The 25,876-nt window shown below is 52.7% G+C and carries 20 protein-coding genes and 1 pseudogene; 4 read left to right on the top strand and 17 right to left on the bottom strand.

Annotated elements, in window-relative coordinates:
• Positions 1–124: 124 nt before the first annotated feature.
• Genes N1689_RS02030 through N1689_RS02015 form a run of 4 tightly spaced genes read right to left on the bottom strand, consistent with a single transcriptional unit; the run spans position 125 to position 3,874 of the window.
• Positions 125–856 carry an ABC transporter permease gene (locus tag N1689_RS02030; protein ID WP_161736597.1) on the bottom strand — a complete coding sequence of 244 codons (732 nt, stop codon included), beginning with the start codon at positions 854–856 and terminating at the stop codon, positions 125–127.
• Entirely contained in the window at positions 844–1,791 is a 948-nt protein-coding gene (locus N1689_RS02025) for an ABC transporter ATP-binding protein (protein WP_161736598.1), read from the bottom strand. Before N1689_RS02025 ends, N1689_RS02030 begins: the two co-directional genes overlap by 13 nt.
• Positions 1,784–2,959, bottom strand: a complete 1,176-nt coding sequence (locus N1689_RS02020) for an ABC transporter permease (RefSeq protein ID WP_260057731.1) — start codon at positions 2,957–2,959, stop codon at positions 1,784–1,786. The genes N1689_RS02025 and N1689_RS02020 overlap by 8 nt, the downstream gene beginning before the upstream one ends.
• Positions 2,960–2,962: 3 nt before the next feature.
• Entirely contained in the window at positions 2,963–3,874 is a 912-nt protein-coding gene (locus N1689_RS02015; RefSeq protein ID WP_222924303.1) for an ABC transporter substrate-binding protein, read from the bottom strand.
• 314 nt (positions 3,875–4,188) lie between these two features.
• Here N1689_RS02015 and N1689_RS02010 point away from each other — a divergent pair, with 314 nt between their 5' ends.
• Positions 4,189–5,664, top strand: a complete 1,476-nt coding sequence (locus tag N1689_RS02010; protein WP_161736954.1) for an MFS transporter — start codon at positions 4,189–4,191, stop codon at positions 5,662–5,664.
• Between the two features lie 35 nt (positions 5,665–5,699).
• Here N1689_RS02010 and idi read toward each other — a convergent pair whose 3' ends face one another.
• The 6 genes from idi to N1689_RS01980 all read right to left on the bottom strand — a co-directional run bounded on the left by idi (position 5,700) and on the right by N1689_RS01980 (position 11,739).
• Complete coding sequence (gene idi, locus N1689_RS02005; RefSeq protein WP_161736950.1) at positions 5,700–6,242, bottom strand: isopentenyl-diphosphate Delta-isomerase; 543 nt, start codon at positions 6,240–6,242, stop codon at positions 5,700–5,702.
• A gap of 146 nt (positions 6,243–6,388) precedes the next feature.
• Positions 6,389–8,284, bottom strand: coding sequence for a methyl-accepting chemotaxis protein (locus N1689_RS02000; protein ID WP_253421397.1), 1,896 nt, complete (start codon positions 8,282–8,284; stop codon positions 6,389–6,391).
• A gap of 190 nt (positions 8,285–8,474) precedes the next feature.
• Positions 8,475–9,584: a suppressor of fused domain protein gene (locus N1689_RS01995; protein WP_161736952.1), complete on the bottom strand. Its 1,110-nt coding sequence runs from the start codon at positions 9,582–9,584 to the stop codon at positions 8,475–8,477.
• A gap of 282 nt (positions 9,585–9,866) precedes the next feature.
• Complete coding sequence (locus N1689_RS01990; protein WP_253421394.1) at positions 9,867–10,550, bottom strand: O-methyltransferase; 684 nt, start codon at positions 10,548–10,550, stop codon at positions 9,867–9,869.
• Between the two features lie 240 nt (positions 10,551–10,790).
• Positions 10,791–11,294 (bottom strand): GrpB family protein, encoded by a 504-nt coding sequence (locus N1689_RS01985; RefSeq protein WP_253421391.1) that lies wholly within the window; start codon positions 11,292–11,294, stop codon positions 10,791–10,793.
• Between the two features lie 31 nt (positions 11,295–11,325).
• Positions 11,326–11,739, bottom strand: a complete 414-nt coding sequence (locus tag N1689_RS01980) for a DUF4440 domain-containing protein (RefSeq protein ID WP_311202140.1) — start codon at positions 11,737–11,739, stop codon at positions 11,326–11,328.
• A gap of 583 nt (positions 11,740–12,322) precedes the next feature.
• Here N1689_RS01980 and N1689_RS01975 point away from each other — a divergent pair.
• Positions 12,323–12,733, top strand: a complete 411-nt coding sequence (locus N1689_RS01975) for an ASCH domain-containing protein (protein WP_260057726.1) — start codon at positions 12,323–12,325, stop codon at positions 12,731–12,733.
• 433 nt (positions 12,734–13,166) lie between these two features.
• Here N1689_RS01975 and N1689_RS01970 read toward each other — a convergent pair whose 3' ends face one another.
• The 3 genes and pseudogenes from N1689_RS01970 to N1689_RS01960 all read right to left on the bottom strand — a co-directional run.
• A complete protein-coding gene (locus N1689_RS01970; protein ID WP_260057725.1) occupies positions 13,167–13,301 on the bottom strand; it encodes a hypothetical protein in 135 nt (44 codons plus the stop codon).
• A 341-nt stretch (positions 13,302–13,642) separates the two neighbouring features.
• Positions 13,643–14,815 (bottom strand): alginate lyase family protein, encoded by a 1,173-nt coding sequence (locus tag N1689_RS01965; RefSeq protein WP_260057723.1) that lies wholly within the window; start codon positions 14,813–14,815, stop codon positions 13,643–13,645.
• 124 nt (positions 14,816–14,939) lie between these two features.
• Positions 14,940–15,320, bottom strand: a pseudogene (locus N1689_RS01960) (SDR family oxidoreductase); the annotation flags it as partial.
• A 426-nt stretch (positions 15,321–15,746) separates the two neighbouring features.
• Between N1689_RS01960 and N1689_RS01955 the strand changes: the two are divergent.
• Entirely contained in the window at positions 15,747–17,684 is a 1,938-nt protein-coding gene (locus N1689_RS01955; protein ID WP_260057721.1) for a methyl-accepting chemotaxis protein, read from the top strand.
• A gap of 864 nt (positions 17,685–18,548) precedes the next feature.
• Here N1689_RS01955 and N1689_RS01950 read toward each other — a convergent pair.
• Together N1689_RS01950 and N1689_RS01945 are read right to left on the bottom strand one after the other, a co-directional pair.
• Entirely contained in the window at positions 18,549–19,568 is a 1,020-nt protein-coding gene (locus tag N1689_RS01950; protein WP_260057720.1) for a LacI family DNA-binding transcriptional regulator, read from the bottom strand.
• Between the two features lie 709 nt (positions 19,569–20,277).
• Positions 20,278–21,345, bottom strand: coding sequence for an aldo/keto reductase (locus N1689_RS01945; RefSeq protein ID WP_033760287.1), 1,068 nt, complete (start codon positions 21,343–21,345; stop codon positions 20,278–20,280).
• 98 nt (positions 21,346–21,443) lie between these two features.
• Between N1689_RS01945 and N1689_RS01940 the strand changes: the two genes are divergently transcribed.
• On the top strand, positions 21,444–22,361 hold the full coding sequence (locus N1689_RS01940; RefSeq protein WP_260057718.1) for an AraC family transcriptional regulator: 918 nt from the start codon (positions 21,444–21,446) through the stop codon (positions 22,359–22,361).
• 113 nt (positions 22,362–22,474) lie between these two features.
• On the opposite strand, the gene N1689_RS01935 is transcribed toward N1689_RS01940, so the two are convergent.
• Positions 22,475–23,347, bottom strand: coding sequence for an oxygenase MpaB family protein (locus N1689_RS01935; protein WP_222924307.1), 873 nt, complete (start codon positions 23,345–23,347; stop codon positions 22,475–22,477).
• A gap of 96 nt (positions 23,348–23,443) precedes the next feature.
• Entirely contained in the window at positions 23,444–25,741 is a 2,298-nt protein-coding gene (bglX, locus tag N1689_RS01930; RefSeq protein ID WP_161736774.1) for a beta-glucosidase BglX, read from the bottom strand.
• Positions 25,742–25,876: the final 135 nt, after the last annotated feature.

The following is a 25,876-nucleotide window of genomic DNA, read 5'->3' as shown; positions in this document are numbered from 1 at the left end:
TCCCCGCCTCACTGTTAACAAGCTCAGGTTTCACCCATGAATGTCAAAAAAGCCTTTTTCGCCACGCTGTTTTTCATTATGGCTCTCGGCGGCACCAGCGGTCTGATGCTGGTGGGATATTCTCTTATTGTCCACTCACGCTAAGCCAGCGCTGCAGGCGTTCAAACAGGCGATCGCTCACTATTGCCAGCAGCGCCACCAGTAATGCTCCCTGAATCACATAGGCTGTATTAAATCCGCTCAGGCCGATAATCACCGGCGATCCCAGACTTTTTGCGCCCACCGTTGAGGCAATAGCCGCGGTGCCGATGTTGATGATTACCGACGTGCGTATCCCGGCGATAATCACCGGTGCAGCCAGCGCCAGTTCAATCTGCCACAACCGCTGCCAGCTACTCATGCCGACCCCGATGGCAATTTCCCGGCTGCTGGCGGGTATGCTATCAATGCCCGCCAGCGTACCCTGTAAAATCGGCAGCAATCCGTACAGCAGCAGCGCCACCACCGCCGGCCACGCGCCAAAGCCCATTACCGGCACCGCAATCGCCAGCACCGCCACCGGCGGTATCGTCTGCCCCGCCGCTACGATAGTTTCCATCAGCGGCCGGAAAGCGCGTCCCGCTCGCCGGGTCACCAGCACGCCACTGCCAATGCCGATCACGATGGCCAGCAGGCTGGCGGTGATCACCAGGAACAGATGCGCCAGCGTCAGCTGCCAGAAGCTCTCCTGCTGATAGAGTGGTCGCGCCAGTTCCGGAAACCAGCGGTGAAACAGCGGCCCGCTGTAAGGCATCAGAGTCAGCAGCGCGCCGTAGAACAGCACCAGCCACAGCAACGGATCCCTTAGCCTGCGCATGTGAAGCCCTCGCGCAGTTGCAGCAGGTCGCCAAAGTGGAGCACGCCCATTGGCTGCTGCTGATCGTCAACGACCGGCAGTTTATCGGTGCGCCGGGCGATAAACTGCGACAGCGCGTCCCGCAGCGTCAGCGCCGCAGCAATCGGTTCGCCCGCCAGCCACTCGCCGCGCCGGACGGCGTTACCGACCTGTTCCAGCGACAGCAGCCGGACGCCCATTTCACTGCGGCCAAAGAAGTCGCGCACAAAATCATTTTTCGGCTGGGTCAGCAGCTCTGCCGGCCTGCCCTGCTGAACAATCTTACCGTTATCCATCAGCACAATGCGATCCGCCAGCGTCAGCGCTTCGTCGATGTCATGCGTCACCAGCACGATAGTGCGGCCAGACAGCCGATGAATACGCAGCATCTCCTGTTGCAACACGCCGCGCGTCACCGGATCGAGCGCGCCGAACGGCTCATCCATCAGCAGAACTTCCGGGTCCGCCGCCAGCGCCCGCGCCACGCCCACCCGCTGCTGCTGCCCACCGGAGAGCTGATGCGGATAGCGATTGAGCAGCTGCGCGTCAAGGTTCAGCAGCGCCAGCAGCGCCGCGATGCGCTCATCGATCTGCGCTCTGGACCAGCCCAGCAGGACCGGCACTGTGGCGATATTCTTCCGCACCGTCCAGTGCGGAAACAGGCCAATCGACTGAATGGCATAGCCCATGCGTCGGCGTAATATGCGGGCATCCAGCTGGCGAATCGACTCACCGGCAAAGCGGATCTCACCGCTATCAAACTCCACCAGCCGGTTGATCATTTTCAGCGTGGTTGATTTGCCGGAGCCGGAGGTGCCGAGCAGTACGCAGAACTCCCCTTTTGCCACCTGTAGCGACAGATCTTTTACCGCCGCTTTGCCGTTAAAGGCGCGGGAAACGCCATCAAACTCAATCATCTTTTCTCTCCAGCAGTGAGATCAGCAGGCGGAACAGCGCATCAATGACGACCGCCAGCGCAATCACCGGGATGACGCCCAGCAACACCAAATCCAGCGCACTGCTTAACAGCCCCTGGAAAATAATCGCGCCAAAACCGCCCGCGCCAATCAGCGCCGCCACCACTGCCATACCCAGCGTCTGCACCACGACGACACGCAGGCCCGCGAGCCAGACCGGCAGCGCCAGCGGCACATCCACCGCGATAAACTGCTGCCAGCCGCTCATGCCCGTGCCGCGCGCACTTTCGCGCACCTCATGCGGCACCTGTTGCAGCCCCACCACCACGCTGCGCACCAGCGGCAACAGCGCATAAAGCACCAGGGCGATCAGCGCCGGGGCCATACCAATGCCGCTGATACCCCAGTCACCGAGCCACGGAAAATGCTGAGCCAGACCGGCCAGCGGCGCAATCAGCAGACCAAACAGCGCCACCGACGGCACCGTCTGAATCACATTCAGTACACCAAACACGCTACCCTGCCAGCCGGGCCGCCGGAACAGCATAACGCCCAGCGGCAGCGCAATCATCAACGCAGGCAAGACTGTACCGGCCAGCAGCGTGAGATGACGGCTCAGCGCCGCATCAAACACCGCATGACGGTTGGCATACTCTTTCAGCAGGGAGAGATCGGCGAGCTGGCCACTGAACAGCAGCAACAGCGGCAGCAGCCAGACCTGCAGATTAAGCAGCAGCTGTGCCAGCCGATGCGGGGTCAGCTGCCGCACCTGATCGGTTATCAGCAGCAGGATCAGCGCACCGCTGCACCACAGGCCACTGGCAAAGCTGGTGCGTGCCAGACGGCTGCCCTGCTGACTCAGCAACGTCGCCTGATGACCGCTGAGCCAGATGATCGCCGCCAGCATCAGCTGAGCCGTCAGCAGCGCTACAATCAGCGTGACGCGCCCGGGCGGACGCCACAGCAGCAGCCAAAGCGTCACTAATGGCAGCAGTAATAGCCCGAAGCGGTTTATCTGCCAGCCCATCAATGGTTCACCCGCCACCAGACGGTTCGGGGCGAAGTTAAGAAACGGCAAGGCCACCAGCGCCAGGCTCAGCAGCGTCAGCAGCAGCAATGCCACCGGCTGCTGAGCCGGACGGCGTATCGCGTCCCGCGATATCTGCATCGGTTACAGCAGCTTTTTCTGCTGCAGCCACTCGGTCGCTACACTGCTGGCATCCTGACCGTCGACCGCGATTTTGGCGTTGAGTTGCTGCAGCGTCTTCTCATCAAGCGCGCTGAACACCGGCTTCAGCCAGTCGGCAATCTGCGGATAGGCTTTGAGGACCGATTCGCGGATTACCGGCGTCGGCGCGTAAATCGGCTGAACGCCTTTGGGATCGCTGAGCGTCTGCAGACCCAGTGCTGCTACCGGGCCGTCGGTGCCGTAGGCCATCGCCGCGTTAACGCCGGAGGTCTGTTGCGCTGCTGCGCTGATGGTCACAGCAGTATCGCCGCCCGCCAGCGACAGCAGCTGATCCTGCTTGAGGTCAAAGCCATAGGCTTTTTCAAAGGCCGGTAAAGCATCGCTGCGTTCGATAAATTCGGCTGAGGCGGCCAGCTTGAAGGTTCCGCCCTTTTTCAGAAAGGCGCTGAGATCGGTCAGCGAAGTGAGCTGGTTCTTCTCAGCCAGATCTTTACGCACGGCAATGGTCCAGGTGTTGTTGGCCGGAGCCGGTGTCAGCCACACCAGATGGTTTTTCTCCGCATCCAGCTTCTTCACCTTTTCATAGCCTTCAGCGGCATTCTTCCAGGCACTGTCTTTTTCATCGTTGAAGAAGAACGCGCCGTTGCCGGTATATTCGGGGTAGATATCGAGCTCGCCCGCCGTGATGGCACCGCGTACCACCTGCGTTGTGCCAAGCTGGATTTTATTGACGGTTTTTACGCCGTGCTTTTCAAGCACCTGAAGGATTACGTTGCCCAGCAGTGATCCTTCGGTATCAATTTTGGAGCCGACCCGCACCGGCTCCGCCGCCTGTACCATCCCCATACTGAGCAGCAACGCGCTGACTCCCACCCAACCCCGAACTCTGACCATGGCCTTTTCCTTATCGCAGTCTGTTGTTTTTACATGATGTTTTCGTGTGATGACGCGCAAGGCGCGGGACGCCTTAGCGTTGAGCCTGCTCGCCTGCTCGCCTGCCGCTGAAAGGGAGACTGGCAAGGCGTGCAGCGGAAATTATCTGCCTTAAAAGCGTAGCCTGGCGCAGCGGCGCTGCAGCTGACTTTATCGCAAATTTATAACGATTTGGGATTAAAAAATTATTATCAATAACCGAAATGAATTTACGTCTGGGCGTCTAAACGGCTATTCTCGAAAATCTGTTTTTATTATAAAAGACGTACAACATCATGTCCGACCTGACCTCTTCCGCCCATGTGGCAACAGCAGGGAGTTCGCCCGGTGGCGAAACACAGTGGATCCGCAGCGCAGCTGACGTCTCCCGCTTAGTGAACAGCGGCGACAGCGCCCGTAACAATGCCCGTATTGTGGTAGCGATTGCGCTGGGAGGCGTGTTCCTTGACGCCTACGACCTGGGCGCGCTGGCGTTTGGCATTAAAGACATCACGCGCGAGTTTAGTCTCACTCCGACCGGCACCGGCATGGTCGCCTCGGCCATCACCTTCGGCGCAATCATCGGCGCGCTGATTGGCGGCTATCTCACCGACAAAATTGGCCGTTATCGGGTCTTTATGGCTGATATGTTCTTTTTCGTGGTGGCGGCTATCGCCTGTGCGTTTGCCCCGAATGAGTATGTGCTGGCTGGCGCGCGCTTCGTGATGGGGCTGGGCGTCGGGATTGATCTGCCGGTTGCGATGGCGTTTCTGGCGGAGTTTTCAAAGCTGCGCGGCAAGGGGAATAAAGCGGCCAGCGTGGCGATGTGGTGTCCGACCTGGTATGCGGCAATCAGTATCTCTTATCTGCTGGTGCTGCTGCTTTATGCGGTGCTGCCTGAAAGCCACACCGACTGGCTCTGGCGGCTGATCCTCGGTTTTGGGGCCGTTCCGGCGATTGTCATCATCGCCATCCGCAGCCGTTATATGAGCGAATCCCCGGTGTGGGCGGCGAATCAGGGGGATCTGAAAGGGGCCGCCGCGATTTTACGCAGTGCCTGGAACATCAACGCGCAGGTGGCACCCGACGCCGGGCTGACCGCTGCCACACCCGTGCGCAAGGCGAGCTGGCGCAACTATGGCGCGCTGCTGCAGGGCGTTTATCGCCGCCGCACGCTGCTGGCGACCATCACCTCTATCGCCTCGTCGTTTGCCTATAACGCAGTGGCGTTTGGGCTGCCGGTAATCATCTCAAGCTTCTTTGCTCAGTCGATGCTCACCACCATTCTGGTGTCGCTGGCGCTGAATCTGCTGTTCGCCTTTGTCGGCGGAATTCTGGCGGTGCGGCTGGTGCCGCGTCTGGGAGCGTGGAAGATGTCGGTGGCGGGTTATGGCTGTCAGTGCGTGGCGCTGCTGGGGCTGGCGCTGATTGGTCGTCCCGAAGGCGGTCAGGAAGCCGCGCTGGCGATTGGCATGCTGGCGCTGTTCCTGTTTGGTCAGGGATTCGGGCCGGGGTCTCATACTATGACCTTTGCGTCGCTGAGCTACCCGACGTCGCTGCGCGGCGTGGGCGTCGGCTTCAACCAGACGCTGATGCGCGGCAGTTCGACCGTTTCGCTGTTTCTCTTCCCGGTGCTGGTTGCCGCGCTGGGCACCGGCGTCTTCTGGGTGATCTTCCTGGCCCCGCTGGCGGGCCTGCTGGCGTTGCTGGCGATCCGCTGGGAACCGTCAGGTTATGATGTGGATGCAGAAGATTTTGAGCTGCCGGGGTAAAGAGCGCAGGCAAACCGCACCTCAGTGCGGTTTTTTTATGCCGTAATGACCGGGAAAGGAAAATGCTCCAGATAGTCCGGGATGCGCGGGAAGGTATGCAAAAACCACGGCGTGAACAGCTGTGGCTGCTGCTGCATCTGCTGCTCAATCAGCGCCATCGGACGATAATCAAAGGCATCGGCTTCCTGCGGATTCAGCTGCGGCAAAGTGTCGCAGACGGCAAAGAAGACGTGACCATATTCATGTTCGGTCAGGCCATTGCTCAGCTTAAGGTTATAGCTCAGCTCAAATACCGGCGTCAGCGTCACGATCATCCCCATCTCTTCACGCAGACGGCGCTCGGCGGCGTCGCGGGTCGATTCATGAGGATAAGGATGGCCACAGCAGGTATTACTCCACAAGCCACCACAGTGATATTTATCGCTGGCACGCCGCTGCAGTAACAGCTCCTGCCGGGAATTGAAGACGTAGACCGTCACCGCGCGGTGCAGTAATCCTTTTTCATGCACTTCCAGCTTTTCCATTTTGCCGGTGGGACGATCGAGGTGGTCAACGAGGATAACTTCAATAGCAGACATGGCGTTTCCTTGAGATTATTCCCAACTATTCTGGCACAGAATGAGCAGTCTGGGTGGAACATCGCGGAATTTTTACGCGTCTCAGGCGGAGATAAGCGGATGAAGCAGAGAGGAAATCAGGCCAGCAAGGCTGGCCTGACGAAGGATTACAGGCGGAAGCTCTGAACCACCTGCTCAAGCTGGGTGCTCTGCGATTCCATCGCCTGCGCGGCAGCGGAAACCTGCTCCACCAGCACGGCATTCTGCTGGGTAGTACCATCAAGCTGGGTAATCGCCACGTTAACCTGTTCGATACCCAGGCTCTGCTCACGGCTGGCTGACATAATTTCGCTCATCAGGGTGGTCACACTGCTTACCCCTTTCATCAGCTCGTCCATGGTCTGACCCGCCTGCTCAACCAGCGCGCTGCCGGTATCGATGTTTGCCACGGACTCTTCGATTAACTTTTTAATCTCACGCGCCGAGTTGGCTGAACGCTGTGCCAGATTGCGCACTTCCGAAGCCACCACCGCAAAACCGCGACCCTGTTCACCGGCACGTGCGGCTTCTACCGCGGCGTTAAGTGCCAGGATATTGGTCTGGAATGCGATGCTGTCGATGACGCTGATGATATCGACCACTTTACGGGATGAGTGATGAATCTCACCCATGGTGGTGACCACCTGACGGACCACTTCAGTCCCCCGTGCGGCCACCTGCGAGGCATCAGCTGCCAGCTGGTTGGCATGCGTCGCATTGTCGGCGTTCTGACGCACGGTGCCGGTCAGCTGCTCCATCGACGCGGCCGTCTCGACAATCGAGCTGGCCTGATCTTCAGTACGGGAGGAGAGATTGGCGTTACCGCTGGCAATCTCCCGCGACGCAGCAGTAATCGCCAGTGCGCTGTCGCCCACCTGCTGGAGCAGCCCCTGCAGATAGCTGATGAACTGGTTAAAGCTCTGCGCCACGGCGTTAAACTCCGGGCTGTTGCTGGCGGGCAGGCGCTGCGTCAGATCGGCACCCCCCGTCGACAGCGCTTCGATGTTGCTGTTCAGCACGTTAAGCCGTTTCATCATGGCGCGGACAAAGCCCAGCGAGACCAGCAGCAGGATGACCGCCAGTGGGATCTGCACCAGGCCCAGGCGGGTCAGCATATTATGCGACTGCGCTTTCAGCAGGCTGGTTGGCAGACTGCTGGCGAGATACCACGGGCTGCCAGGAATGGCCTGCACGAACAGGGTCTGCTCGCCCTCGCTGCTGTCATAGGTGGTTTCCAGCGGCTGATTGCCAACGCCGTTCAGCAACGTTTTCAGCGGTGCGGCCATCGGCATCTGCACGTCAGCCAGGTTCTCCAGCTTCGGCGCGGCATTGACCAGCGCGCCATTGCCCACGACTTTGCCGTCGGCTTCGACGATCAGCACATTGCCGTGAATGGTTTCACCCATCTGCTTCGCCAGCTGGTTGAAGAACCCCAGCGTCACGTCGATAGTCGCGACACCCCAGGCCGAGCCATTGCGGTAGATCGCCATGGCACAGTTGGTACGCGGCTGCGGGCTGGCAGCATCCTGATAAGCTTTTGCCCAGGCACACTGCCCTTTCGCGGCAGCCAGGCCATCTTTATACCAGGGTTGCTCCCAGTATTTATCGGCGGCGTCGGAGTTCCAGTAGGTGTTGACCTGCAGTTCATTACTGGCATTACGGGCAAAGAAGCTGCTGTCTTTCTCTTTGGCCGGATCGCGACGGTTTGGCAGGGGCCAGATACCGCCACCAAACACGTTGCTGTCCTGATACTGGTTTACCAGCGTCGGTAACAGGGTGTCGATAGTGGCGCTGTCCATGACAGAGGCGGCTTCGGTAATCGCACGCTGCTGTGCCTGCACGCGGTTCATCTGTTCAACGATGCCAGAGGCGAGTGAATCGACCTGATAACGAACCAGACGACTTTCGCTGTCGACCAGCTGTGGCGCGACGAACTGATTGATGACCCAAACTGTAACGAGTAAAAGCGCAACAAAGAACGCGATCATTGTTGCGGTGAAGCGGGATTGTGTTGTTTTAAACATCTTTGTTCCCCTGAACCTGGTGCGGCGCGATTGCCTGATCGGGTTAACGGCTCGCTTAACGGGAACTTGAGATGAGCGGGATCACATATTTGAGAAATGTTTGATTTTTGTGAAAATTTAATTTCATAGAGTTACTATAACGTCCCCGACGGTTGCCGGGGAACAGACGAAGAGGCTTGATAAGACTGGCTTACTCTTCTGAATGGACCACCTGCAGGCGCGGGCGGAAAACATGATCATTGCCTTCTGCTGTTAACAATTCTCGTAACTTTTGGCCGCCATGCTCGTCAGCCTGCGCGAACTGCCGCTCGGCTTCCGTAATCGGCGTGGACCAGAGCAGCGTCGGGCGATCGCCATCGCGTTTCGGCAGCGTGAACTGTGCTGGCGCAGGTGCCAGTTCATTCGCCAGCAGGAAGCTTTCAAAACCGACCGGTGCCACTTCTGAGGCCAGCGTGTGGCCCTCCCCCAGCCAGGTGAGTCGCGCCCATGGCAGATGCACGAACTCCGCCAGCGCGCTCGCCATCTGCACCGCGTTGCCTTCGGTCATCACTTCACCATCGACCGCCATGCCCAGCTCGATACGGCGATACTGCGGTGCCAGCTCATCGAACAGATAATCAACCTGCGGCATCGGCCTGATACTCATGCCGAGCGTCAGGAAGTACCACACGCCCTGATGCCAGTGCTGCGAGATCGCCATCGGCGGCCAGCTGCCCTGATCGATCGCGTAATATTTCACTGATTCGCCAAAACGCGCCTGATAGCAGGCCATGAGATCCTGCTGGACCCTGTCCCACTCGCTGCCGTCGTGCCATTCGCGCCAGAACTGACGCTGATGCTCCGCACGGGCATAGTAGTCATTGGTCGATGCTGAACCCAGCGGGGCCGTCAGCCGGTTCTTTTTGATGCAGCCCGCAGAGAAGCTCACCTGCTTCTCCTGATAAAGACTCCAGCCGGGGATCACCGCCAGCAGCTGGCCGTAATACCACAGCGCAGCGCCATCATCAGAAGGCTCCCACAGCACCTGCAGACCTGCCGGGTCCAGCGCGGGCTCCGCTTCCAGATTACGGCAATACTCGGCGCTGAGCAGCGGGGCGATGCCCTGCTCCATCGCCCCGCGATCTTCCTGTGCCGGTGCAGGCAGCAGGTTACGAAGCCAGCAGCCGCGCACCGCATACTGACTGCGGAACAGGTCGGTGGGCCAGATGTAAAAATAAGCGGTGCGCTCATCCTGCTCGACAATGGCGGTCAGGGTGCGCTGCTGATTGTGGACTTCAGCAATCAGGGATTTGTACGTCATAGTGCCTCGACAAAGCCTGGAGGAATCCATTTTCCCCGAGAATAGAGCAGGATCCTGGCTGCGGCTATCTGAGACAAGGGTAATAGTCTCAAAGTGTGGGCGTTGGGGGGCGTACTGAGCTTTGTAAGTGTGACCATTGTTGGCCTTAAAGGCCGGTATGAGCGAGGAGCGGACATTTTGGATATAACTCATAGACATTATGAGCAGCACAGCTTTGATAATCATTTAGAAATTGTGACTAAAAGCTGGCGGTTAGTGAGTTTTTCCTAATGATAAATATCATCATCGGGCTTTAACGATAGCCATAACGAAACCATCCCATCCTTTTTCACCAACAGTCTGTACTGCTGTCGCTTCAAGGCGCTCATCCTCAGAAATCATTTCGACAAATTCTCGCAGACCTTTAATGTTCGGATCTTCACTACTGGAGTCGATTACACTTCCACCGCGCACAGTGTTATCTCCTACGATAACAGTGCCTTGTTTCGACAGTTTGATAGCCCATTCAAGATAGTGGGGGTTATTCACTTTATCGGCATCGATAAAAATCAGGTCAAAGGGAGCATTAAGTGTGGGTAAGACATCAAGTGCCGCTCCTCTATGCAATGTGACACGCTCAGCCAGCCCCGCTTTGTTTATATTCTGGCGAGCAACCTCTGCATGGTGCTCGTTGAATTCAATTGTCGTTACGCTTCCATGTGGTGGGAGAGCCCGGGCCATCCATAAGGTGCTATACCCCCCAAGCGTCCCTATTTCAAGAACACGGACGGCACACGACATTTGAATGAAAATCGCCAGCATTTTTCCCTGTAAAGCAGAGACATCATGTGTGGGCAATCCCTGTTCTGTGTTATTGGCGAGAGCGTATTTTAAATCTGCATCTTCAGGAGCGAGCTTTTCAGAAAACCAGGCATCTACCTGGGCCCACTTATCAGAATCTTGTGAAGAATAATCTGGAATTCGCATATGAAATTTATTCTCCTTAAAAACTCTATGAAAGTTTAATTGTCATTTGTTACATCTGTCGCCTATACCGATCCTGTTTGAAGATTAAAATCAGCAACGTCCGCTTCTGGCACGAAGCGGACATTCTTATCGAATCGAAGGTCCGCTATGAGCGAATAGCAGACGTTGACTGATGACTACTTAGTAAATTCATCATTATTGAACATACCCTCCCGGCAACGAATTCAATCTCAATCGTTCTCAGACAGCTAGCGCTAGTTGTTGATGACGCTCTATAAATTTCGCTTTGAGGGCGCTATAGCGATGAGCGTCGTTCCTGCTGAGTAATACAGCTGCGTGTTTTATCTCAGCATACTCTTCTGCAATGTCTTTGTTTCTTCGAAGATAATCACGGAAAGCGAGATGTCTCAATACCTGCATATCTCCGACTGCAAACGCATGGACTTGATGACTACGCTGATCACCACCTTTAATGAAATATCTGCGCCCCGCAATCCCGTTCTCACCGCGAGCAATATAACCGGCGTGGGCCATTGCTGAATGGTACTTATCCAGTTCATTGAGGTCGGAAACTTCAAGTAGCATATCAATTACGGGCTTTGCTGAGAGACCAGGAACTGACGTGCTTCCAATATGATGGACATCTTTAGCCATTCCACCGAGCAATGTTTTTATCAGTAAACTTTCAGCTTCAAACATCTCAGGCCATCTATCATCGTATGGCACAACAATAATCTTCCGCATAAACACATTCTCTCTGCCCTACTTGTGCAACTCAACCCTGAACCCCGGCATTGCCTGCAGCCGGCGTTCCCTGGTGAAAAAACAGAGTCCACTGGCCCTCATCCGAACAAATCCAGTAAGAGGAACGTAATGCATGATGGCTGCCATCAGCGTAAAACGTCCGATAGTGAAGCAGAGCGTAACCGCAGCCCATATCCGTAAGACGGAAATCACTGCTGAGAATATACGGTGCAGCCTTTTCACTTAACAGCGACGCAATGGTCTCTGACCGGTCGACCGTCACACCTGACCGGGTGATTTCACGGAATTCAGGATGAAGAATCAGTTCCAGCCACTCCGGATCATTGCGCCTGTCGCCGTGAAGGCTGCACTCAAGCAATCTGAGCTTCTCCAGAAGCATTCTGCTTATCCTCAAGTGATTAAGCCTGACATTCAAATTTACCATAACAGTTCATGCGCTACTTCCGCTCCTGGCACAAAGCGGACTGATGTTTCCCGTTCGCCCGGATTCGGTAAAACACGCATTCTGCCGAATTGTACCCCCGGCCGCGCTGTTACAGCCGGACACACTATATATTGCGGTTTCTCCAGATGTTGCCGATACCACATATAATGATGACGGGGAAGCCGGATGACCAACACCAGGGCACAACACGCCGGTTTGCCCGCTGCACTATTGATGCCAGGTTTTCTGGGATTCTTATACAGAGAGTCTGGGCAGGTGCCAGACGAGCCGCCGCGAGGCGGTTTTTTTACGCCCTTCTGCGACCGTTCGGTAAAACGCCCATATTACCGAATACGTCTTGCTTAACTCCCTAAGCCCATGAAGAATATTTGCGGTCTTTCTGCAACCCTCGTTTCCGTTTCCCCCTATTAGGTCGTGATGTAACAATTGCACGCGTAAGGAAGGTCTGCTTTGAGCGAAAAGCGGACAAAGTAGCAGAGGGAAAGCATCAATGTTAATGTCCGGAAAGTTCATGTTAAAACTCTGTATGGCATTTGTCATCGACGATTAAAAAGGGCTGTTAATGGCTACAGTTGAGGTATTAAAATTAAAGTATCCAGGCGCAGATGCCTGGCAAATGGGTGACAGTCCGGAACTGGCTAGCAAGCTTGCTGACCTGATTAAAAAAGGGATCAAAACGGCCTCCTGCGGATCGCTTACGTCTTACCAGCAGGAAGAGCCTGCCCCTAAGATTGGGAGCCATAACATCATCCTTGATGGCCAGAACGTCCCAGCCTGCGTAACCAGACTGGTTTCAATGCGACTGGTGCGTTTTTGTGATGTTACCGAGGAGTTTGCCCGCAAAGAAGGTGAAGGCGATTTAAGCCTTGAGTACTGGCAGAAAGAGCATCAGAGATTTTTCACCTGTACGGGACATTTTTCTGACGATATGGAGCTGATCGCAGAAGAATTTGAGGTAATCGAGGTGCTGTAAGATAAAATAAACGTTCTGGCGTTTGAAACCCTGCCATTTATAACAACGTCCGCTTCTGGCACAAAGCGGACTGACGTCAGGCTAATGTCCGCTATGAGCGAAAAGCGGACATAGGCTTAATGTCAGAATGACATTTTCTAACTCGCGATTGTGAACTCTGTAAAAAAGCAAGAACAAAAACTCTGCTGGCGTAAATTCTAATTCGGGGAAATCCGGCCCTGCCGGAGTTTTACCGAATGGCGCAGCGGGAAAACCGGCGCGTTCTGCCCTGGTGTTGGCCTGCCGGTTCCCCCGCACCCACTATATGTAGTATCGGCAGCAGCTGAGAAAACCACAATATGTAGTTATCAGCGCCGCAGCGGCGCGGGGCAGGGTGCCATTCGGGAGAATTGGCGTTTTACCGAATGCGGCAAAAAAAGGCCCGGCACCCGGCCTATTTGTTACGGAACGATCTGACGAGGATGATCACCATCGCCGTAATGGTGATCGCCGCGCCCACGGCAGCGCCGCCGATCACCCAGGGTTCGTGTTCTTCAGACGTAAAAAAGGTGATGATAAACTTCGGCATGCTAATTCCCCGCTTGCAATCCCGCCCGGTGACGGCAGCGGCTACTTTATACCAGAGCCACGCAGGGGAAACTACTACGTCAAGTTATCTGTGCGCGGCGTGAGAGTTTTATCGTTCGGCAGAATCAGGGTTTTACCGCGCCCATGTGAGTAGCAAAAAAAAATTGCCTCGTGGTGGTATTGAAGCAAATTACAATTGCTAGTGTCCGCTTCTGGCACACAGCGGACTTACTGCAGGCTTAGGTCCGTTATGAGCGATCTACGGACATAGCTAATAGCGTTATATGTGAACTAACGAGGAGCAGGTCAGCCCAGCTTTTATACCGAAAAGCTTAATTAGAATTAATTAAGGAAAGTCAGGGTGCCATAACCCAGCTGGTCATAACCACCGCTGTTCGGGCCGTAATTACCACCACCACCTTCATTGCCTTCACTCATTATCGCCGCTTTTATCTCCGGCGCGCTAATATGCATCATCTGTACATAATGGCCGTAGAATAGCGCCCATACGGGCCTTTTTTCTCCGCGGGCTACGCTGGAAATGACTGACTGAGTGACATCACTGTTTTGGTAAATCGAATAAGGGACGCTGTTTCCTGAATTATATCTGGCTACATAGCGCGCCGCCCCGAGTAGGCGGTTGTTATAGGCACCGAACAGGTCATCGCCCTGGTTCCAGGCCAACTGACAAATGGTCCCTGCCAGACCAATGCCAAGCAGCGTATGCGCCTGATCTCGCCCGCTTTCCTGCCACTGTACAAGCCCGTCAGGATAAACTTTCCATGCTGCGTTTTTGAGCGCGCCGTTACCGTTTCCGCCGATATAGTAGTCACGAGCTTTTTTATAAAAATCTCTCCGGTCTGCATAAATACCAATAGCCATGAGTGAAGCGGTATTTGACAGGTCCCAGTTGGCCCAATAGTGATCCGTTTTTGCGCCATTATGATGTTCAAGAAAATCGATGTTCATGGGTGCAAATACCGTAATCAGCATATCTCTGACCGCCTTCTGCTGAGAGGCTGAGAAAGCGGATGACCCCCGAAGCGTTTCGGCTGCGACAGCAAGCTGGTAGCCGTAGAGTCCGGCCGCGAGAAATTTATCAGATGTTCCGTCAACGGCGCGTAGTTTATTCGCCCACTGAGTGAGTATGTATACAGCACGCTCTGCACGTGAGTTGTCGCCGCTCAGTCGCCAGTCCAGAGCTAAAGCATATGCGGCTGCTGCATCATTAAACAGGAATGAGTAATTTTCTTTTGGGTGACCTGTCGCAGCTCCCCGGTAAAGAGTAGCAACAGGATGAGGTGTGTAGTCAGGTGAGTCATGAGCATTAGTGCGTAATAAAGCAAAATCTGAAGACCAAGGCTGTTGCCCTTCTTTTACTTCCAGAGCTATTTTTCTGAAGTCATCAGCCGTGTTTAGTGCACCAGGATGGATAAATGAACCATTTTCAGAAAAACAAGATGGTGAAAATCCAAAAAATAACATGACTGCTATAGCCAATTTTTTATTTTTCATGATGTTAGCTCATTTATCGTGGTGTTTTATTAGAGTAACGGGACACAGCTGCAACCCAGAACACTATTGACCTGCTCGCCCGCATATTAGTTCATGCCGATGTTAGCAAAGTTCGCTTCTGGCACATAGCGGACAGCAGAGCCTGAGTCAGCAGAATCGAACCTGTCAGACCTGAACTGACGGTATTGATAATTTCTGTGTCAGGCTGATCGTCTAATCTCCCTGATAACCACTGAGCAGCATTCAGGATTAAAATGTCTATAGGCTTGTCAGAAATTAACAGCTGTGAGGAAAACTGAGAAAGGGATTCAGGGCGTGATAAATCACAGATATACCCTTTTGCAATGCCGCTTTCAGCAGTGATGATGCTGCAGGTTTTTTGAATATCTTCAGCCCGCCGTGCGCAAAAATCCACCTCGACGCCCTCTCGTGCCAGCCACACGCACAGCGCCTGGCCAAATCCCCCGCCGCCACCGGTAATAACAGCTCTTTTACCTCTCAGCATCTTCATTCATCCTTTTCCTGATGACTATATGTGGATGTAGATATACATGAGGAAGTTAAGTGACATCTTTCAGTTAATGCCTTTTTACATGGGGAACAGAAATAAGCTGCACTGCAAACTGTTTAGCGTGTGCCAGGGGATTAGCAATGTCTGCTTATGGCATAAAGTGGACATGAATCATGTATAAAATTCGTTAAGAGAGAAGTTGATACCAACCATCTTTCCTACCTCTTATGAGGTAATTGCTAACATCAGTATTTTCTAATTACTCGGTAACAGGTTAGACCTTGTTGCGATTCAACCTAAACATTCTCTTTCTTACGCCTGCTATAAAGTTAATGAATAGTTAACCGATAATGATGATTAAGATGCTTTTAATCTGCATTATTTGTGTTCTTATAAAAATTAATTCAGCAGGATGTAAAAATGAGTAATATTCTTAACAATATTAATCTTACCGCTAAGTTTGCAATTCTGGGCTTGTTTTGCCTTGTTCTTTTTTCAGTTCCTACCGTGCTTTTTGTGTCAGAAGGTAATAAATATATTCAGGACAAGCAGAAAGAAGTAACAGGAGTGCCTGCTGAAAACAAAATCCTTGCCCTGTTGAATCTGATACAGCGCCATCGCGCTGAAACAGCCCTCGCTATTGCGCAAAAAAATCCTGCCACCTCATCGCGTCTAAGTGTTAGAGATGACATTGTTACTATCACCGATGCCATCAAGAAAGAGATGGCGCAGACAGAAGGCAGTGCGGGTTTAATCGAAAAAATCAATGGGGTGCGTGCACAGTGGGACGCGCTGCAGCAGGACATTGATGCTTTGAAACTGGATCAAACGACCAGCCTTGACGCACATGCGCAACTCATCCGCAAACTTCTTAACACAAACCGCGACGTGCTGGATTTTTACGGTTTGTCGCTTGATTCAGATATCAGTACGTACCGCCTGATTACCAGCAATTTCTCATCATTGCCTGAGCTTACCGAAAGTCTGGGTAAAATTCGTGCGTTCGGGACTTCACTGCTTGCCAGGAAAGAAGCTGTTAATGAGGCTGACTCTGTCCGTATGGAATCATTAATCAGCACGGGTGCCTATAATCTGGATACGTTTGCTCAGGACTCAGAGAAGCTTTTTTCGTCTGATACAGGGCTGAAGCAGAAATTCAGTGCCGATGCAGACGCGGCCGTACAGGAAGCCAAAAATGCCCTGAAAACTGCAGGGGCGTTATTTATTAGCCGCAGTATGACGAATCAGAATCCTCAGGACTATGCCGCAATTTTTACCAGCGCGATTAACAGATTCAGCACCTACGCGATTGCGGGCGGTAATGAACTGAATGACATGCTGAACCAGCAGATTACGGACCACCGGAATGCACAGTATGGTTTGCTGAGCGTTCTTCTCTTTATGGTCCTGCTTTCTGTCTTTTTCGCATTGATCATTATCCGTTCTGTTACACGACCTATCGGTGCCGCGTCAAAGCTTGCGCTTGAAGTAGCAGAAGGCGATCTGACAGCATCTTTTTCCGTGACAGGACGCAATGAAACAGCCGGTCTGCTTAAGGCATTACTGCAGATGAGTCAGCGCCTGACGGTGACGGTAGAAAACATTAAATCTAATGCCGTCACCATTGCCACCTCATCTGAGGAGATTGCCCGCGGTAACGGCGATCTTTCTGCGAGGACGGAAGAACAGGCTGCATCACTGGCTGAAACAGCCGCCAGTATGGAACAGCTCTCTTCGATCATCGGCAACAATGCTGAAAACACCCGCCATGCTGCAGAAATGGCCAGCTCGGCTACCAGCGCGGCATTGCGTGGCGGTCAGGCAATGGAATCAGTGCTGGGTTCCATGGAGAAAATCAGCAGCAGTGCAGGGCAGATTAAGGAAATCATTTCTGTCATTGATGGGATTGCGTTTCAGACGAATATTCTCGCGTTAAACGCGGCTGTTGAAGCTGCCCGGGCCGGCGAGCACGGTAAAGGCTTTGCCGTTGTTGCGGCGGAAGTCAGGTCGCTGGCACAGCGCTCGGCTGGCGCGGCGAAAGAAATTAAAGGACTGATCGAAAAGTCTGTGGAGAATGCTGAGCAGGGCATTTCGATGGCCCGGGATGCAGGTGAAAAAGTGAAGGAGAGTATGGATGCGATTGAACAGACAGCACAGCTGGTGAGAGAAATTTCATCTTCTTCAGAAGAGCAAAGTGCAGGCGTATCGCAGATAAATATTGCCGTTACTCAGATGGATCAGGTCACACAGCAGAATGCCGTGCTCGTTGAAGAGTCAGCATCGTCTGCTGATGAACTTGCAAGTCGAGCCGCTAATCTGAGGGACGCTGTTAGCGTGTTCCGCACAAACGCTGGTTAAAATTTCCGTTAAGTGCTTCTTTTATATGTCTGTAAACGGCGTGCTGTCGGCGCATTTCTGAGGTCTGTCATCTCAGTAACAGTATCTCATAAGCCATCCTACGGGATGGCTTAATTCCTTCCTTACGTAACTTTGGCACAAAGCGGACATACGTGCTGCAAGGTCCGCTTTGAGCGAAAAGCGGACGTCAAATGTACGATGACAGTGTAGTTTTGCCAAAATAGACATAACATACCTATCGCACATGCAGGCGACAGGCAAAAAACCGCCATCTGAGTGGGTCAGCTGCGGAAGCAGCCGGGGAGAAAAGGTTATGCATCCCGGAAAATCCGGCGTTCAGCGAACGCTGTCACCTGTAAGCCTTGCTAAAAAAAAGCGAACGGCACAAACCATGTGCTGCCGATCACGTAACGCCGAGAGAAGAATAAAAAAACCGCCGTGCAGGCGGTTCAAAGAGGTATTCAGTGGCTTTTGCTCTTATCGTGGCCGGTCGGAGCAGCCGCCGTTTGAGCTTAATGATAAAAGGCATCGGCAAGATAGCAAGCGTATCTCGGGCCGCGTTCCGGACGGATCCCACGGTATCTGCAGGATAAATAACCCGCTTTAGGCAAAAAAAAACCGCAGGGGGCCGAAGACGTGCAGTGGCTGAAAACTCCTGAATCCCTGGCCTGGTGTTGGCTTGCCGCTTATCTTGAATCTACTATGTGTAGTATCGATAGTAGCTTAGAAAACTACAACATATTGTATCTGCGACAGCTCGTTGCGGTCCGACATTCAGAGTTATAGGGGTTTTACCAACCAGCGGAAGATTAAGAGTACTAATGAGGGGGCCATTATTCTGAATCAATCGTAACCAATTTTATATCACCTATAATTTTCAGGAGTGTACAGCATAAAATCAACCTTTCCTGACTTATATTCATCAGGCTGCTCACCCATTTCAAGATAATGTAGCGCCAGTGTTATTGCCAGCTGAGCATGCCTCAACGTATTTTGATCTATGGTCAATGTCAGCACTCGTTGTTCGAGTAATTGCCGTGTTGTATTGTAAAGTTCATGAGTGACGTAAACTACTTTACCTCTAAGATTATAATCATTCAAAATCTCACTAACCTGAGTGTTACCCATGCCTGTATTATAAATTCCGACAATATCTTTATCAGATGCAAGGGTTCGGTTTAATAAAAGACTGATAAGCTCCCGTTCATCCTGACTGTAAATAGGTTCGCGCACATTGATTTTAGGATAAAATTTCTGCATTACTGAAATAAAGCCATCGACACGCTGACGATGGACTGCGTATTGCGTACGGCCGCTAATTATCACCACGTCCCCATGTGATGGTAGCATACCACCAAGTACAAAGCCTGATGTACGGCCTGCGCTATATTGATCAATTCCTACGTGGCACAATCTATCAGATCCTGGTAAATCTGCCACAAGGGTTATTACCGGGACACCGCGAGATTTACACAGGGTCAGCATTTCATAAATAAGTGGGCTCTCATGTGCAAATATAATCAAAGCGTCCTTTTTTTTACTGCTGGCTTCAATGTGTTTTGCCATTTTTTCCGGAGAAGCTTCAGAGAATAAAGTTTTATGAAGTGTTATTCTGCGATAGCCTAAGTTATCAGCCAGCATGGAAAAATCTTTAGCAAGCTGTTCGAAAAAAAAAGATTTATTACTGCTCAACAGGACCTCAAGCTGCCAGGAGGGTCTATGCTTTTCCGGCAGAATACGCTTAAGTCCCGCATCACGGGCGGCCTTGAGTATTAGATTCTCCATGGCCGGCGATACTCCACCCCGATCATTAAGCACCCGATCAACTGTTGCAACACCTACACCTATTTTCTTTGCAAACTCAGTAATAGTTAATTTTTTCATATTTTATCGTATTTACTTTAACAGGTTTCGTCACTATCAAACTATAGTAAGTAATCTATAACACTGCCAGCGTTACAATCTTAACTTCAATTTATATTCTTTTCACATAAAAGACAAATAAATTTCACTTAAAATTAAGAGTAACACTCCAACAAAACTCTACTTTAAGAAATACATAAAACTTACTCGCATAAAAATTAACTTGAACTTATAGAACTTTTTCAAAAGCAACGCTGCGAGACATCGCATTCCTTACGAACAAATCAGCCGACTCTAAGTTTGACCAAAATGGCATTTAATTTTTAACAGAATCATATCATTAAACAATGAGTAGAATTATTTGCCACAATAAATAATGGCAATATTTAAAGTATTATTTACTCTGGATTTTTGATGCGATTTAAATATAGACCCTTTTTTCATGCAACAAATAGATGCATATGAAAAACATTAATATTCAGCCTTACCATGTCAATCAGCTTTTATATTAGATTATACTTAATTATAGTTTGATAGGATAAAATTTTACTCTCTACGAAAGTTTTCAGCCGGCGTAAGGAACTAACAGCATGAGTGAGTTAAATTGAAGATGTTAACAGCAATAGATGCTAACCATAATGTTCACTGCCTGAGTCAGCAGAGCCCGTCAGGAACCCGGACTCAGCAAAGTTATTAAAAGCTTAGTTATTTTTATAGCTCTGAGCCCGTGTTAAACAGGGGATTCACCTAATATCCAGTTAGGCCCGGTATCAGGAAAGCCTGCCGGATAGCGGCTCGCGGCATTATATGACTGAATCCATCCGGGATAACGTGTACCCGGATGACTGACCTTGTCCAGCATTTCTTTTTCCTCCTCGCTGAGATTAACAGACAGCGCGCTAAGGTTATCTCTGAGCTGATGCACATTGCGCACACCCGCTATGACGCTCGTCACCTGCTTAGAAGACAGCAGCCAGGCTATTGCGATGCTGGCAGGAGTAGTGCGGTGTTTTTCAGAAATTGTTTTGAGAACATCCACGATGTCCCATGCCAGGCTTTTATCAACGGGTGGAAATTCAATTTTTGCGCGTCTTGCAGAGGCCTCATGACTACCACTGCGGTCAAATTTGCCTGAAAGCAGGCCTCCTGCAAGAGGGCTCCAGCATAACAGTCCGGTTTGGCTATCCTTAATTGCCGGAAGGAGTTCATGTTCAATGTCGCGGCAGGCCAGTGAATAAAAAGACTGTACGCTGGCAAATTTCTCCAGCTTATGTTCACCTGAAATACCCAAAGCTTTGGCAATCTGCCAGCCGGCATAATTCGAACAGCCTATATAGCGAACCTTGCCCTGACGCACCATGTCGTCCAGTGTCCGCAGAACCTCTTCAATCGGTGTTACGGTATCAAAATTGTGGACCTGATAAAGGTCAATGTGATCGGTCTTAAGCCTTTTAAGGCTGGCTTCCAGCGCCTGCATAAGGTGATAGCGCGACTGCCCTGCATCGTTTGCGCCCGCATTCATTCTGCTGTGCGCTTTTGTTGCAAGAAAAACCTGACTGCGTCGCTGTGCCAGCACTTCGCCCAGCACGCTTTCAGAGCCCCCCATACCGTAGATATCCGCGGTATCAATAAAATTGATGCCGGCGTCCAGCGCCTCACCAACGATAATGTCCGCCTCTTTGCCCGTCAGGCGGCCGATGGCATTACCGGCGGCATTATCCGCCCCGCCAAATGTCATCGTCCCGAGACAAATGCGTGAAACATAAATCCCAGTTTTACCCAGTTCTGCATATTTCATTTTGTTTTCTCCGTTAAGCTTCAAATGATAATGACGCAGACAAACGCTTTCTTTTATTATAGAAATCCCTTTTTTATTATTCATTCGTCCAGGAAGTTATGGATCCGTTGTCTGATATTCTTTCACTTCTGAAGGCAGAGGCCATCCTTACGGCCCGTATGGAAGCACGTGGCCCCTGGGCAATGCGGTTTCCCTCTTATAAACACATTAAGTTCGGCACTGTGCTTGAGGGGAAATTCTGGCTTTGGATGGACGGAATGCAGCCTCTGCTGCTTGAAAAAGGGGACTTCTATCTTCTGACTTCGGGTGACGCTTACTGCTGTGGCTCAAGTCCGGCATTGATGGTAAGTGACGGACGGCAGATATTCTCTTCTCACCGTGAAGCGGATGGTGTGGTCCGCTACGGACAGGGAGAACTTATCAGTGAGGGGATTGGGGGGAGATTCGTATTTGAGGAGGCTTCCAGCCCGCTGCTTTTAAAACATCTGCCTCAGGTGCTGGTTTCACGACGAGAGGAAAGTTCTTCTCCTGCACTCACCGCCCTTATCACTTTGCTTTCGCATGAAACATCAGCGCTTCGTCCCGGACACGACATTGTGGCCAGTAGCATGGCAATACTTGTTCTGGTGCAGATGCTGAGGGAATACTTAGAGATTAATCAGAAAGGGACATCCTGGCTGAATGCCCTCGGTGACAGGAAAATAGGACCCGCACTGACACTGATACATTCTTCTCCATCTGCAGACTGGACGCTGGCAAGTCTGTCTGCAAAATCTGCTATGTCCCGCAGTGCGTTCGCCAGTAGGTTTCATCAGCTTACCGGTTCAACGCCCGGGAATTATCTGACGGCATGGCGAATGGAGCTGGCATGCGCTGAACTCAGAAAGCATCACTTAAGTATTACTGAGATAGCCAGATTAACCGGATATAAATCTGTTCCCTCTTTTTCTCTGGCCTTCAAACGTCATACCGGAAGAACGCCAGGAGGCTATCGTAATCTGCATAAGAACTGTTAACAGGCCACTCCGATAATTGTCTTTTTAATGCATATGCATAATTATCAAAAATTTATCGCAGTATTCAAATATACAATGTCCGCTTCTGGCACAAAGCGGACATTCATAGCCCCTTATCCCAGTCTCCCCATTCTCACCATCGCCCGATACCATGCCCCGCGCTGAATTGACCATCTCAACCCTAACGCAATCGCATTAATCTTCTGGTCAATCATCGCCTGCTGAAAGCGGCCAATCTCCGTACCGGACATTGCCTGCGCCCACGCGGGCATCAGCCCGAATCCTGACTTCAGCATGATTTTCATCACCGGTTTCGCCTGCCAGCTGGGTGCAGGGGCATTCATCAGCAATCGCGTCACTTCAGCGGTACGCTCGTCAAAGCGCAGCTCTGAACGCATCTGTTGCAGGTAATCCGCCACATCGACAACGCTTTTCGGCACCTTCTCTGCGCCCAGCGCTTCGGCAATGAGCGCCGCTTCCTGATAGTACTGATCCTGCCCGGCGCGGGTAAGCTGAGGATTTTTGTAGCGCAGATGGGCGGCCAGAAAACGGCTGGTCTCCGCCACATGCACCCAGGTCAGCAGATGCGGATCGCTGGCGGCATAGGGTTTGCCCGCGCTGTCGACGCCGCTGACTTTCAGATGAATGCGTTTCACCCTGTCGATCAGCGTCTGCGCATCCTGCGAATTACCGTAGGTAGTGACAGCGATAAACTGGCTGGTGCGGCGCAGACGGCCCATCATATCTTCGCGGAAATTGGAGTGATCCCAGACGCCCGCCAGTGCCGCCGGATGCAGCATCTGCAACAGCAGCGCGCTGATCCCGCCGCACATCATGGAGGTGAAGTCACCGTGGACGCGCCAGATCACGCTGTCCGGGCCAAACAGGCCGGGATCGCCAGGTGGTTGAGAGAGGTCAAATTCATTCATCGACAGGCCGTTAAGGCGGAATACCTGCTGCTGAATGCGGTCACGCAGATTAATCATAGCGGCTCTGATAGTGGATATGACGCGGCGCGCGGTAGCAGGACGCTAACGACGCGCCGCATCACCTTCCCCTGACGTCAGGGAAAAGGCTGACGGTTATAAATAGTTGAACTGCCCATCCTCGGTACGAACGGAATCGAGTCCAATCATCACGTTGAATTTGCCGGGCTCTGCAACGTGCTGCATCTGCTGGTTCCAGAACTTCAGCGCATCCACATCAATTTTGAAGGTCACAGTTTGTGACTCGCCTGCTTTCAGCATGATGCGCTTAAAGCCACGCAGCTCCTGCACCGGACGACTGATGGAAGCGACCGGGTCGTTGAGGTACATCTGCACCACCGTCGCGCCATCGCGTTTACCACTGTTGGTCACGGTCACGCTGGCTTCGATGCTGCCGTTACGCGGCATGGTCGGGGAAGACATTTTTACCGGCGACACGGTGAAGCTGGTGTAGCTCAGGCCGTAACCAAACGGATAGAGCGGGCCGTTAACCGCATCATAGTAGTGCGAGGTGTACTTGTTCGGCTTCGCAAAGTTGTAAGGACGACCGGTTGGCAGATGGTTGTAGTAGATCGGAATCTGACCCACTGAACGCGGGAAGGAAACCGGCAGTTTGCCCGACGGGTTGTAGTCACCGAACAGCACATCGGCGATGGCGTTACCACCTTCGGTGCCGCTGAACCAGGTTTCCAGCACCGCATCAGCCATGCGATCTTCATTTACTATCGACAGCGGGCGCCCGTTCATCAGGACAATCACCAGCGGCTTACCGGTGGCTTTCAGTGCCGCGAGCAGCTTCTGCTGGCTCGGTGGGATCACCAGGTCGCTGCGGCTGGAGGCTTCGTGCGCCATCCCCTGCGCTTCGCCCACGGCGGCAACCACCACATCGGCCTGCTTCGCTTTGGCAACCGCGTCATCGATCATCTGCTGCGGTGAACGCGTATCCACGGAAACCGCCTGCTCATAGAGGTTCAGGAAGTCCTGAATCCCTTTGTTGTCGCTGACGTTAGCGCCCTTCTCATAAAGCAGCGTCGCTTTGCCTTCGGTGGCAGTGCGCATGCCCTGCAGCAGCGAAACGGATTGCTTCGCCACGCCTGCGGCGGACCAGCTGCCCATGATGTCGCGCTGACTGTCTGCCAGCGGACCAATCAGCGCAATGGTGCCCGATTTTTTCAGCGGCAGCGTTTCCAAACGGTTTTTCAGCAGTACGATGCTTTTACGCGCCACATCGCGCGCTTCAGCGCGATGCAGACGGCTTTCCGCATTGGTGTCCTGCGGGTCGCTCTCTTTCGGACCTAAATGGCTGTAGGGATCGTTAAACAGGCCCATGTCATATTTGACGTTAAGCACATGGCGCGCCGCGTCATCAATTTCAGCCATCGTGACCTCACCGCTCTTCACCAGATCCGGCAGATACTTACTGTAATATTCGTCGCTCATGCTCATATCCACGCCCGACTTCAGGGCGATGCGTACCGCTTCCTGCGGATCGCTGGCGACGCCATGCTTGATCAGCTCTTTGATTGCGCCGTGGTCGCTGATGGTGATGCCTTTGAATTTCCACTTATCGCGCAGCAGATCTTTCAGCAGCCAGCTGTCCGCCGTAGCGGGGACGCCATTAATCGAGTTCAGCGCCACCATCACGCCGCCGCTGCCTGCATCCAGTGAGGCCTTATACGGTGGCAGATAGTCCTGGAACATGCGCTGCGGGCTCATGTCTACGGTGTTGTAATCGCGTCCACCCTCAACGGCGCCATAGAGCGCAAAGTGTTTCACGCTGGTCATCACGCTATAGCGATCGGCGGCACTTTTGCCCTGCATCGCCTGAACCATGCTGCGACCCATTTCGCTGGTGAGATACGTATCCTCACCGAAGCCTTCGGAACCACGACCCCAGCGCGGTTCACGGCTGACATCGACCATCGGTGCCCATGTCATATTCAGACCGTCGTCGGCCGCTTCATAGGCGGATACGCGCCCTACTTCTTTAACGGCATCCAGATCCCAGCTTGATGCCAGGGCCAGAGGAATCGGGAAAATAGTGCGCTGACCGTGAATCACGTCGAAGGCGAAAAACAGGGGGATCTTGAGGCGGCTAAGCTGCATCGCCTGATCCTGCATCGCGCGGATATCCTGACGCGTGACAGTGTTAAAAATCGCGCCAACCTGACTCTTCTGAATCATGTCGCGAATGGCTTCTTTCGGATTATCAGGTCCGACGCTGATTAAACGCAGCTGGCCAATCTTCTCGTCCAGCGTCATTTTTTTAAGCAGCTGGTTAACGAAGGCATCTCGCGCCTGTTCGGTCATCGGGTGGTTACCAGGCACTGTCTCAGCCAGTGCGGGTTGCATCGCAAGGGAGACAGCGAGACTAACAGAGTAAATCCATTTCATCAGGTTGGGTTCTCTTAAGTAACTGCGCAATATCGAATAAACAGGCGGCAGTGTGCCACAAGATGAGAATAGCAGGTAGCGGCCAGAGTCACACTGCGTTGAGGTCAGTTGACGTGCTACAGTTAGGACGCACTG

This window comes from Pantoea sp. XY16 (assembly GCF_025153065.1).
Lineage (GTDB): Bacteria > Pseudomonadota > Gammaproteobacteria > Enterobacterales > Enterobacteriaceae > Pantoea > Pantoea alfalfae.
This window is presented reverse-complemented; position numbering and strand designations above follow the sequence as displayed.

Coding starts and splice junctions, on each gene's coding strand:
- N1689_RS02020 (WP_260057731.1), bottom strand. CDS start 2,959: ATGCAGATATCGCGGGACGCGATACGCCGTCCGGCTCAGCAGCCGGTG.
- N1689_RS01975 (WP_260057726.1), top strand. CDS start 12,323: ATGGCTACAGTTGAGGTATTAAAATTAAAGTATCCAGGCGCAGATGCC.
- N1689_RS01985 (WP_253421391.1), bottom strand. CDS start 11,294: ATGCGGAAGATTATTGTTGTGCCATACGATGATAGATGGCCTGAGATG.
- N1689_RS01955 (WP_260057721.1), top strand. CDS start 15,747: ATGAGTAATATTCTTAACAATATTAATCTTACCGCTAAGTTTGCAATT.
- N1689_RS01995 (WP_161736952.1), bottom strand. CDS start 9,584: ATGACGTACAAATCCCTGATTGCTGAAGTCCACAATCAGCAGCGCACC.
- N1689_RS01950 (WP_260057720.1), bottom strand. CDS start 19,568: ATGAAAAAATTAACTATTACTGAGTTTGCAAAGAAAATAGGTGTAGGT.
- N1689_RS01970 (WP_260057725.1), bottom strand. CDS start 13,301: ATGCCGAAGTTTATCATCACCTTTTTTACGTCTGAAGAACACGAACCC.
- N1689_RS01945 (WP_033760287.1), bottom strand. CDS start 21,345: ATGAAATATGCAGAACTGGGTAAAACTGGGATTTATGTTTCACGCATT.
- N1689_RS01965 (WP_260057723.1), bottom strand. CDS start 14,815: ATGAAAAATAAAAAATTGGCTATAGCAGTCATGTTATTTTTTGGATTT.
- N1689_RS02000 (WP_253421397.1), bottom strand. CDS start 8,284: ATGTTTAAAACAACACAATCCCGCTTCACCGCAACAATGATCGCGTTC.
- idi (WP_161736950.1), bottom strand. CDS start 6,242: ATGTCTGCTATTGAAGTTATCCTCGTTGACCACCTCGATCGTCCCACC.
- N1689_RS02015 (WP_222924303.1), bottom strand. CDS start 3,874: ATGGTCAGAGTTCGGGGTTGGGTGGGAGTCAGCGCGTTGCTGCTCAGT.
- N1689_RS01935 (WP_222924307.1), bottom strand. CDS start 23,347: ATGATTAATCTGCGTGACCGCATTCAGCAGCAGGTATTCCGCCTTAAC.
- bglX (WP_161736774.1), bottom strand. CDS start 25,741: ATGAAATGGATTTACTCTGTTAGTCTCGCTGTCTCCCTTGCGATGCAA.
- N1689_RS02010 (WP_161736954.1), top strand. CDS start 4,189: ATGTCCGACCTGACCTCTTCCGCCCATGTGGCAACAGCAGGGAGTTCG.
- N1689_RS01980 (WP_311202140.1), bottom strand. CDS start 11,739: ATGGTAAATTTGAATGTCAGGCTTAATCACTTGAGGATAAGCAGAATG.
- N1689_RS02025 (WP_161736598.1), bottom strand. CDS start 1,791: ATGATTGAGTTTGATGGCGTTTCCCGCGCCTTTAACGGCAAAGCGGCG.
- N1689_RS01940 (WP_260057718.1), top strand. CDS start 21,444: ATGGATCCGTTGTCTGATATTCTTTCACTTCTGAAGGCAGAGGCCATC.
- N1689_RS01990 (WP_253421394.1), bottom strand. CDS start 10,550: ATGCGAATTCCAGATTATTCTTCACAAGATTCTGATAAGTGGGCCCAG.
- N1689_RS02030 (WP_161736597.1), bottom strand. CDS start 856: ATGCGCAGGCTAAGGGATCCGTTGCTGTGGCTGGTGCTGTTCTACGGC.